Here is an 8,431-nt window from a genome sequence, read left to right as displayed (position 1 = left end):
TTCAAACTATATACAATCGGACACAACCTAAAAAGAATATACAACGAAATAAACACAAAAAACAATTAAAATAAGAAAAAATTAAAAAAAAATTAAAAAAAAACAAAAATTCAACTAAAAATTTTGCGTCACATCCTCTTTTTATAAAACAAACTTATTTTTCATACAACTTTTTTTGACTAAAAATTTAAATATTCATAAAATTATAATTAACATTTATATGATTAATCATAATGACGACCGCGTAGTTTTTTTTGATATAGATGGAACTTTACTAGACACTTCAAATTTTGCTGAAACTGCAAGAAAAGCAGCTATTGGATTAATGGTTGATAATGGACTTCCTTTAGATAAAGATGAAGCTTATGGTGTTTTAAAAACAATCATTCGTGAAAAGGGATCAAACTACAACCAGCATTTTAACATATTAACCAAAGTTGTTCTTGGCCATGAAGATCCTATGCTTGTAGCACTTGGAATGGTTACATACCACAATGTTAAAATAGCTCTTTTAAGACCTTTTGCAGAAACTATTGATACATTAATCTATCTTAAAAGTCAAGGGTACAGATTAGCTGTTATTTCAAATGGAATTACCATTAAACAGTGGGAAAAATTAGTAAGACTTAATGTTTATTCATTTTTTGATGCTGTAATTACATCAGAAGAAGTTGGTGTTGAAAAACCTCATAAGTTAATTTATGATGTTGCACTTAGAAAAATGAATGGTAATCCTGAAAAATCAGTAATGATTGGTAATAAATTAAAAGAAGATGGATTAGGTGCAGTCAATGCAGGAATGAGTGCAATCCTTGTAAATTCCGATGTTACTGAAGAAGACAGGGAATATATTAAAAAGAATAATTTGGATATTAAAATTATTTCAAATATTGGTGATGTTGATACAGTATTGTAATCAACAATCTCTTTTTTTAAAAATCAAGTTCTAATGTTACAGGACAGTGATCTGAGCCGTAAACATCATTTAAAATTTCAGCTGCTTTTACTTTATCTTTTATTTCTTCATTTACATAAAAGTAGTCAAGTCTCCAGCCAGCATTTCTCTCACGTGCACGGGTTCTGTAACTCCACCAGGTAAAGTTGTTTTCACTTTCATCAAAGAGTCTGAAAGTATCTACAAAACCTGCTTTTTCAAGTTCATCTAACCATTCACGTTCTTCAGGAAGATAACCTGATTTTCCTTCACAGTTTTTAGGATTGTAAACATCAATCGGATAGTGAGCAATATTATAATCTCCTGTGATTACGACATTTTTTCCTTCGTTTTTTAACTCAACTACTTGTTCTAAAAGTGCATTACAAAAATCAACTTTGTAGTCAAGTCTTTTAGCTCCCATTCCACTGTTCGGGAAGTATATGTTGTATAAAATAAAGTCAGGATATTCGATTTTTAGAACTCTTCCTTCCTTGTCAAGTTCCTCAATTCCCAAACCTTTTGTTATACTTACAGGTTCGATTTTTGAGTAAGTTCCAACACCACTATATCCTTTCTTTTCCGCTTCATTAAACGCATGGTTGAAGCCATCAACATTAGCTAATTTCTTCGGAATTTGATCCTGCGTAGACCTCACTTCTTGAAAGTTAATAATGTCTGCGTCAGTATTGGTGAACCAGTCCCAAAACTCATCTTTCTTTGAAACTGCTCTTATTCCATTAACATTCCAAGAAACTAGCTTGATGGACATCTATAATTCAACCCCTTTATCAAGAGGTAATTCACGAAGCCATTTAAGATCACTTTTGTAAAGCATACGAATGTCTTCTACATCATATCTAATCATAGCAAGTCTTTCAATACCTAAACCGAAAGCTAAAGCAGGCTGGTTAATTCCTAAAGGTTTTAATACTTCAGGTCTAAACATTCCAGATCCACCAAGTTCAATCCAGCTTTCTTTTTCTTCCAAGTAAATTTCAGATTCAACTGATAAGTATGTGTACGGGAAGTATGCAGGTCTGAATCTTACTTCAAATCCTAATTTTTTATAGAATTCTTTTAAAGTACCAAGAAGGTTTTGGAAACTGATGTTTTTATCACATACAAGTCCTTCAACCTGGTGGAACTCAGGCAAGTGTTTGTAATCAAAAGTTTCTCTTCTAAATACTCTTCCTACAGAAAACATTTTAATTGGAGGTTCGTGCTCGTACAAGTGTTTTGTGGAAATTCCGGTTGTGTGAGTTCTTAAAACACTTTGACGTGCAATATCTTCACTCCAGTCGTATTGCCAACCTAAAGAACCAGTATCTGCACCGGTTTCGTGAGTATCAGCAGTACGTTTTACTAAATCCATATCAGGTAAGTCACAGGTAAGTGGATTTTTCATATAGAAAGTGTCCTGCATTTCACGAGCTGCGTGGTCCTGTGGCTGGAAAAGAGAATCGAAGTTCCAGAATGCAGATTCAACATAATCTCCATTGTCTTCTAAGAATCCCATGTTTAAGAAAATTTCTCTGATTTCATCAATAATTACTCTTAATGGATGTTTTTTACCTGCAAAGATAACAGGTGCTTCAGCATTAATATCGTAAGGACGATATTGTAAGTTTTTCCATTCACCATCTTTTAATTGTTGGTGTGTTAATTGAGTAGCTTGTTCTTGGATAGTGAAACCAACTTTAAGGATTGTTTCACCTTTTTCTAAAAGTTTAAAAGAATGTGAGGTATTCTTTTTAATTTCCAAAATGTTTTTTCTGTCATTTAATTTTTTAAATCCATCAATAAAATCGCCAGATAATTCATCTTTAATAACAGTTTTAACTTCAGATAAATGTTTTAATAATTCTTCATCATCACCTAATTTATCTTTAAAAGCAATACCACTGTCAGTTACTTTAACGACTCCTTTGTCAATTTGAGCCCAGTTTTTACGGCGTAACCAACCAATAGCAATGTTGGATTCTTTTTTGTCAAGACCAGATTCACTAGCTAAGTCTTTCATGTGGATTTCCTTTTTCTCAGCTAAAACATCAAGAACTCTACGTTCCGGAAGTTTAATTTCAGCAAATTCCAATCCGTCTTTAGATAATGAAATTTCTTCTTCAACATCTTTTATAACTTCAATAATGTCTTTTGAAGCAAGAGATCCTGCTGCACTCATAACTGATTTAATATCCATAGCAGTGTTTTGAGCAATTTGCTCAGGTGTAGCATCTGCATTTGCTTCTAATTCTTTTAAAAGTTTCTTTTCGTAAATATGTAATTCATTAATGGTTTTTTTAATATCCTCACTCATTTAAACACCATAAATTATTGATTAATAATATGATAATATATGTTTAAAATTATTTATAAATATAATGCTAAAACAATGGTTTTATTTAAAAAATAAAAAAATTTAAAAAAATTAAATTGAAGACAATATTTTTTGTGTTTTTTTAATGTCCTTTTCAATTAAAGGACGCATATTTTCACTATACTTTGATAAATCAGCCATTTCTAAGCTATTTAATATCTGCGGATTATAACGTGGACGATTTGTACCTACAATTGCCAGATATTTAATACACTGTCTTGAAGTAATAGCTTTTTTATCATTAATGTGGGATAAAAAATCATCTAGAATGTCATCAAACTTGTTTTCATCATCAAATTCTACAATAGCTGCAAGAATACTCATTGTTCTGTTTCTTACAAGTGAATTTTCATGGTTTAAAAGTGATACAAAAACATCAAAGTATTCATACCAATCCTCTGAGTTTGAAATGATTTTTTTGGAAAATTCATAAGCCTGTTTATTGTCTTTTGAAGTTAAGTGTTCAATAAGGTAATTTTGCATTAAATCGCCTGAAAAATAAAAAAAAGAAAAAAGACTAGAATATAATTCTATTTCCAGTCCAGTCAACATCATTGAATGCATCGCCTTTTTCTTGGTCTTTGAGGTATTGAGATGCATCCCTATATAATTTAACTCTGAAGATATCTGGGTATGCAATGTATAACATATCACCATTATCTCTGGTTTCTTTTACATAAGTTGTTTCAAATTTAATAATTGTGTTTTCAGATTTATTGAAATGATGAACTTCATTTGCACACAAGATTTTGAAATGTACAAAATCATCTTTCAATAATTCATTTACTAAGTCCTCAATTAAAGGAGGATAGGTTGCATGCTTATTATATTCAATTTCCATTTTCAAATCCTCATTATAATTCTAATTAAATATTTTAAACTAATAATTTAAATAATTAATGAAATTTTTTTTGAACAAATCATTTATGTGTTGTTTCTGGATTGAGTAATTTTTCAACGCTCTCTCCAATAAAATCAAACAGCAATACAACAATTAATAATGACATACCAGGATAGAATGCCAACCACCAATAGCCTGATGAGAGATAATTCATTGATTCGGCTAAAATTACTCCAATAGCCGGTTCATGAGGAGGTAGACCAAATCCAAGGAAAGTTATTGAAGCTTCATGCATAATTGCATGTGGAAACATTAGTATTACCCCAACTATGATTTGAGAGATTATTAACGGGAAAATATGCTTTATAGCAATCCATGCTTTTGATTTACCCATATTTTCAGATAAATGGATAAATTCTTTAGTTTTAATTTCTTTTACTTCGGATCTTAAAACTCTTGCAAGAGGAGTCCAGTGAGTAAAACCAACACCCATAACAACACCGATTAATCCACCACCAAACATCATAGACACAAGAATAATTAAAAGAATATGTGGAATTGAACCAAACAAATCAATGATTCCTGCAACAAACTCATCTGTAAATCTGTTGAAACTTGAAAACAAACCCAAGATTATTGAAATACATGTACTGATGATTGATGCAATTAAACCTACCATAATACTTAATCCAAGACCTGCAATTGTTCTTTGAAACATGTCTCTTCCCATCCAGTCAGTACCAAATAAATGCTCCAGTGAAGGCATCTGATTAGCATTAATAAAACTTGTAGGGATGTCTTTTATAAAATAGCTTGAAACAAATATTGACAAAATTACCAATGAAGAAACTATGATAATGAGAAGAGTTTTTGTTCTAAGATTAGCAGGGTATAAAAACCATTGCTTATTATCCTCCTGTTTTTTAATCATTAAGTTCACTCTCCTTAATTCTTGGATCAATTAGATAATATGACAAATCAGCAAGCAGATTTCCAACAAATACAAATATTGCACTAAATATTACAATACCCAAAAATAATGGAACATCACTGTTCAGGCCTGCTGCAACAGCAGTTTGACCTATTCCAGGATATGAAAATACCTGTTCAACAAGTATGGCTCCTCCGAATAATTCATTGAATGATAAAAACTGCAATGTAATAGCTGGAAGCAGGATATTTCTTAATCCATGATTTTTTACTAAATCCCAACCTTTTTCACCTCTGGATTTTGCAAATAAAACATAATCAGAAGATAAAACCTGAATTAATTCATTACGAGTATACATTGCTATTGGTGCTACTCCAACAAGACTTAATGTTAATGTAGGAAGCACTAATCTTGATGCCCACTCCATAAATGTTGCATCACTACTTCTTACACCAATCGGAACACCAAAACCTATTGGGAAGAGTTTTAAATAAACTGCAAACACCATTAAAATAAGCATTCCAATCCAAAAGGACGGTGCTGACTGAATAATGTAGCAGTATACCTTAACTGCCTTGTCAATCCAGGAATCTTTGTTTTTACCTGCAATAACACCAAGTGTAAAACCGACTACTCCACTTAACAACCAGGAAATTGCCATAAGCACAATAGAAGCAGAAGCCTTGTCTATTATTACATCAATTACAGGTGCACGATATATTAATGAAGTTCCTAAATCCAAATGCATTAAATTAGATAGCCAGTGAAATATTTTAGTAGTTAAAGGAACATTGGTACCAAAATATCCTTCAAGAATCTGTCTTTGAGATTCTGATACTGCAGCTTGTTTTAAATAAGCATTAACCGGATCAATAGGGGACAAATCAATTAATATAAAACTAAAAATTGCAACTACAACAATCAATATTGCAAAACGCACAAATTTATAACCAAAAAATTTTAACAATTGATTTTTATTCAATGAAAAATCCTCCTTAAAGAATTAAAAAAAAAGAAAAGAAAGATATTTTAGATTAGTTTGTTCTAGTCCAGTCACAAACATTAATTAAAATATCATTTCCCAAACCGTCAGGTTGTTTTCCAATGTCAATTCCATTTTTAATAAAGTAGTTGTAGTTATAGTTAACTAACCATGCAAATGGAGCATCACCATTTGGACCCCATCCTCCACCATTAACAAGAGCAGACTGGGACCACAATGTATTAGATGCATTTAAATCAGTAGAATGCATTGCTTCTTCCATTAGTTTATCAGAATCTGAATTATTGTATAATCCAGGATTCATGTAAAAATCATCTGCATTTTTACTGTGATACTGTTGATATATTGATTTATATGGATCTGGAGAAGTTTGTTGCATTAATGCAGCAGAACTGTACATATTTTTATAGATAGTATCCCAGTCAGCACCTTTAAGGTTTATTTCAATACCAATTTGTTTTGCCTGTTCTGCAAATACAGTAGATAATGATTGTCTGTCAAGGTAATTTGAAGGATAATATAAATCAAATGATGCTTTTAAACCATTTTTTTCTACAATTCCATCACCGTCAGTGTCGCTCCATCCACCTTGTTTTAAAATCTCTTTTGCCTTGTTTACATCACTGTCATTGATTATGACATCAGGATTTGCGTAGTCTCTTGTATCTACACCACTAAATTCAGGGCTTGCATGACCTGCAAATACTTCATCACAGATTGCTTGGCGATTAATACCAACGTTAAGTGCCTGCCTTATTGCTTTATCAGCTGTTATATTGTTACCTATTTTATTTCCACCTTCACTTACTTTACCAGTATCGTTAAGGTACGGAAATGACACACCCTGTGCTCTTCCAGCAGATTTTTCAACAAATTTATAACCATCAACTGTCTGATTTAAAGCAGAAGTTGGTACTGGAACTACATCCATATCACCGGATTTAGCTAATTCCAACCAGGTTGACTCATCAGGGAAAAGTAAAGTTATTTGAGTGAAATATGGTTTATCAGCATAATAGTTATCATTGATTTTAAATATTGCCTGTTGACCTTTATCCCAATGGTCCAATACATAAGGTCCAGTACCGATTGGTGCACTACCATATGTTTCATTGTTATAGGAATCAGAAGGTACAATTCCAACATATCTTAAATCATAGATAAATGATGATCTTGGTTCAACCAAATTAAATTCAACAGTTTTATTGTTAACTGCTTTAACACTTTCAATATTTGTTAAATCCAATTCAGATTCTGTTTTTTTAGCTGTGTTAAATGTAAATGCAACATCTTCTGCATCAAATGTTGAGTTATCTGAAAATACAACATCATCTCTTACATTAACAGTCCATGTTTTTCCATCCCCACTAATTGAGTAATTAGTAGCAAGATCAGGTACAAAATTGCCGTTTTTATCTGTTTTAAATAAACAGCTTTGTACTAAAGGATTATAGTTTTGATGTCCACATCCCCATCCAACAAGAGGATTGAATCCTGCTTCAGGTTCTTGAATATTACTATGTGATACTACAGTCAAATGGGTTGGATCATCATCATGAGAACTTCCCATTAATGTAAAAGCACCAATAGCTATTAATATTACTGCAATAACACCAACAAATGCAATTATTTTTTTATTCATAAATTTACCCCATAATTTGTTAAGTTAAGCAAAATTTAAAGTTTAACACCATATTTAAACTCATTAGAAATGGAATCTAGTTTTAATCCACGTATTTTCTTATCCATGTGAACTGTTTGAAGCTCATCATTAGCATCAAGACAAGTAATAAAACCCATTTTTGTCCAGAATTCCAATGCACCATTTAAAGTCTTGTGAGTATGTAAATAGATATCATCATAACCAGCATAATTTGCAAATTCCTCTGCAACACAAAACATTTTGGAAGCTATTCCGAGGCGTCTAAATCGTCTGTCAACAAATAATCTCCAGATACTTGAGGTAGTATCTTTTGAATAAATGCCTTTAAACTCGGGAAAATCCTTATCATAAGCTCTAAGACCTATTGTTGCGATTATTTCACCATCATCAGAATATGCAACAAAAAAATTATTCATCTGAGGATTGATGTAATAATCTTCAAGATTTTTAATATCTTGATGCCATTCAGCAACATAATCATAACCGAATTCCTGTTTAATCATTTTAAACAAGAAATCCTGAACCTTGGAAATTTCATCGCAGTTATTGCTTAATTTTCTAATACTAATATTCATGACAAACACCTATTTTTAAGAAAAGTATTAACTATTTTATAATAATTAATGTATCTAGTAATACTTTTTATTAAATTTTGAATAACTTTAATATTGATAAAGTACAA

At 31.3% G+C, this 8,431-nt stretch carries 9 protein-coding genes; 1 reads left to right on the top strand and 8 read right to left on the bottom strand.

Annotated elements, in window-relative coordinates:
• Window positions 1-220: 220 nt before the first annotated feature.
• The gene (locus tag PUD86_07280; GenBank protein ID MDD6777080.1) at window positions 221-916 is read left to right on the top strand and encodes a TIGR02253 family HAD-type hydrolase; all 696 of its coding nucleotides are present in this window, start codon (window positions 221-223) and stop codon (window positions 914-916) included.
• A gap of 16 nt (window positions 917-932) precedes the next feature.
• On the opposite strand, the gene PUD86_07275 is transcribed toward PUD86_07280, so the two are convergent.
• The 8 genes from PUD86_07275 to PUD86_07240 form a co-directional block, all read right to left on the bottom strand.
• Complete coding sequence (locus PUD86_07275) at window positions 933-1,706, bottom strand: exodeoxyribonuclease III (protein MDD6777079.1); 774 nt, start codon at window positions 1,704-1,706, stop codon at window positions 933-935.
• Entirely contained in the window at window positions 1,707-3,251 is a 1,545-nt protein-coding gene (locus tag PUD86_07270; GenBank protein ID MDD6777078.1) for a phenylalanine--tRNA ligase subunit alpha, read from the bottom strand.
• A gap of 111 nt (window positions 3,252-3,362) precedes the next feature.
• Window positions 3,363-3,794, bottom strand: a complete 432-nt coding sequence (locus PUD86_07265; GenBank protein MDD6777077.1) for a hypothetical protein — start codon at window positions 3,792-3,794, stop codon at window positions 3,363-3,365.
• Between the two features lie 34 nt (window positions 3,795-3,828).
• Entirely contained in the window at window positions 3,829-4,152 is a 324-nt protein-coding gene (locus tag PUD86_07260; protein ID MDD6777076.1) for a hypothetical protein, read from the bottom strand.
• Between the two features lie 79 nt (window positions 4,153-4,231).
• Window positions 4,232-5,083 (bottom strand): ABC transporter permease, encoded by an 852-nt coding sequence (locus tag PUD86_07255; protein ID MDD6777075.1) that lies wholly within the window; start codon window positions 5,081-5,083, stop codon window positions 4,232-4,234.
• Complete coding sequence (locus PUD86_07250) at window positions 5,076-6,065, bottom strand: ABC transporter permease (protein MDD6777074.1); 990 nt, start codon at window positions 6,063-6,065, stop codon at window positions 5,076-5,078. Before PUD86_07250 ends, PUD86_07255 begins: the two co-directional genes overlap by 8 nt.
• 52 nt (window positions 6,066-6,117) lie before the next feature.
• Window positions 6,118-7,728, bottom strand: a complete 1,611-nt coding sequence (locus PUD86_07245; GenBank protein ID MDD6777073.1) for an ABC transporter substrate-binding protein — start codon at window positions 7,726-7,728, stop codon at window positions 6,118-6,120.
• A 35-nt stretch (window positions 7,729-7,763) separates the two neighbouring features.
• The gene (locus PUD86_07240) at window positions 7,764-8,324 is read right to left on the bottom strand and encodes a GNAT family N-acetyltransferase (protein ID MDD6777072.1); all 561 of its coding nucleotides are present in this window, start codon (window positions 8,322-8,324) and stop codon (window positions 7,764-7,766) included.
• Between the last annotated feature and the right edge of the window lie 107 nt (window positions 8,325-8,431).

The sequence above is a fragment of the Methanobacteriaceae archaeon genome (assembly GCA_029219465.1).
In the GTDB taxonomy this organism is placed as follows: Archaea; Methanobacteriota; Methanobacteria; order Methanobacteriales; family Methanobacteriaceae; genus Methanocatella.
The sequence above is the reverse complement of the archived record's forward strand: the minus strand, read 5'-3'. Positions and strand labels throughout refer to the sequence as shown.

Bases quoted from the DNA above. Each gene is read 5' to 3' on its own strand.
- PUD86_07280 (MDD6777080.1), top strand. From the start codon at position 221: ATGATTAATCATAATGACGACCGCGTAGTTTTTTTTGATATAGATGGA.
- PUD86_07275 (MDD6777079.1), bottom strand. From the start codon at position 1,706: ATGTCCATCAAGCTAGTTTCTTGGAATGTTAATGGAATAAGAGCAGTT.
- PUD86_07270 (MDD6777078.1), bottom strand. From the start codon at position 3,251: ATGAGTGAGGATATTAAAAAAACCATTAATGAATTACATATTTACGAA.
- PUD86_07265 (MDD6777077.1), bottom strand. From the start codon at position 3,794: ATGCAAAATTACCTTATTGAACACTTAACTTCAAAAGACAATAAACAG.
- PUD86_07260 (MDD6777076.1), bottom strand. From the start codon at position 4,152: ATGGAAATTGAATATAATAAGCATGCAACCTATCCTCCTTTAATTGAG.
- PUD86_07255 (MDD6777075.1), bottom strand. From the start codon at position 5,083: ATGATTAAAAAACAGGAGGATAATAAGCAATGGTTTTTATACCCTGCT.
- PUD86_07245 (MDD6777073.1), bottom strand. From the start codon at position 7,728: ATGAATAAAAAAATAATTGCATTTGTTGGTGTTATTGCAGTAATATTA.
- PUD86_07240 (MDD6777072.1), bottom strand. From the start codon at position 8,324: ATGAATATTAGTATTAGAAAATTAAGCAATAACTGCGATGAAATTTCC.